Annotated in this window: 2 protein-coding genes; both read left to right on the top strand. The window is 73.7% G+C overall.

Features of this window, described 5'->3' with window-relative positions:
- On the top strand, positions 1-726 hold a 726-nt coding region (locus tag AB0G02_RS39185; RefSeq protein ID WP_360805270.1), incomplete at its 5' end, for an NAD(P)/FAD-dependent oxidoreductase.
- A gap of 65 nt (positions 727-791) precedes the next feature.
- Positions 792-1,627 (top strand): cation:proton antiporter (locus AB0G02_RS39180; protein ID WP_360805267.1); only part of this gene is annotated, 836 nt, incomplete at its 3' end.

Below are 1,627 nucleotides of genomic sequence, written 5' to 3'. Positions count from 1 at the left end.
GAGGTCACCTTCGCCGACGGCGGCACGATCACCACCGACCTGCTCGTCGGCGCGGACGGCGCCTGGTCCCGGATCCGGCCGCGGGTCTCCCCGGCGCACCCCGCCTACACCGGGATCTCGTTCGTCGAGCTGGACCTGCTCGACGCCGACACCCGCCACCCCGACGCCGTCGACCTGGTCGGCGGCGGCTTCTTCATGGCCCTGGACGGCGAGCGCGGCTTCCTCGCCCACCGGGAGGACGACGGCAGCCTGCACGTCTACGCGGCCCTGCGGGTCGAGGAGCACTGGCTGGACGGCATCGACTTCACCGACGCCGCCGCGGCGAAGGCCGAGCTGCGAGCGCACTTCCGCGACTGGGACGCCCGCTTCCACGCCCTCGTCGCCGCCGACGGCGCACCGGTGCCGCGCCGCATCAACGCCCTGCCCGTCGGGCACCGCTGGGACCGCGTCCCCGGCGTCACACTGCTGGGTGACGCCGCGCACGTCATGACGCCCTTCGCCGGCGAGGGAGCCAACCTCGCCATGCTCGACGGGGCCGAGCTCGGCCAGGCCATCGCGGACCACCCCGGCGACACCGGGGCCGCCCTCGACTCCTACGAGAAGGCGCTCTTCCCCCGCAGCGAGGCCTCGGCCACCGCGTCGGCCGAGTCGCTGGCGCTGATGTTCGGCCCCGACCCGGTCGCCCGCCTGGTCGAGCGGTTCACCGGCGGCTGGCAGCAGGACTGACGACCACCCACCGGTGTGCGTGGGCGAGCGCATCGCGCGTCCGTGTCCCAGCATGGTGATCACCGATGCGGAGGGGGAGGGTGCGGGTGCTCGCGGACGTGGCCGTCATGGTCCTTGCCCTGCTGGTCATCGCGGCGGCCGCGGTGTTCGCGCCGAAGGCGGGCGTGGCGGCTCCCCTCGTGCTCGTGCTGGTGGGGATCGGCATCAGCCTGGCCCCGGTGCTGGAGGACTTCGAGGTCGACCCGGAGTGGATCCTCGAAGGCCTGCTGCCGCCGTTGCTGTACGCCGCCGCGGTGTCCATGCCCGCCATGAACTTCCGGCGCGAGTTCGGCGCGATCAGCGGTCTGTCCGTGGCGTTGGTGATCGCGAGCGCGCTGGCCCTGGGCCTGCTGTTCGTCCGGCTGGTCCCCGGCCTCGGGTTCGTCTGGGGCGTGGCCCTCGGCGCGATCATCAGCCCGACCGACGCCGTGGCGACCTCGATCATCAAGAACACCGGCGTCCCGCGCCGGGTCGTGGTGATCCTCGAAGGCGAGAGCCTGCTCAACGACGCCACCGCACTGGTGCTCCTGCGCACGGCGGTCGCCGCCACCGCGGTCGGGTTCTCCTTCTGGGGCGCGGTCGGCACGTTCGCGTACGCCGTGGTGGTGGCCGTCGTCGTCGGTGCGGCGGTCGGCTGGGCGAACCTGGCCGTGCGCAGGCGGGTGCGCGACCCCACGGTCAACACGATCCTGTCGTTCACCGTGCCGTTCCTCGCCTCGGTCCCGGCCGAGCTGGTCGGCAGCTCCGGTCTGGTCGCCGCGGTGGTGGCGGGCCTGGTCACCGGCATCCGGGCGCCGCGCCGGCTGCCGCCCCGGCACCGGCTGTCGGACTCGCAGAACTGGGCGAGCGTCGAACTGGTCCT

This window comes from Actinosynnema sp. NPDC023658, from assembly GCF_040639995.1.
GTDB lineage: Bacteria > Actinomycetota > Actinomycetes > Mycobacteriales > Pseudonocardiaceae > Actinosynnema.
The sequence above is the reverse complement of the archived record's forward strand: the minus strand, read 5'-3'. Positions and strand labels throughout refer to the sequence as shown.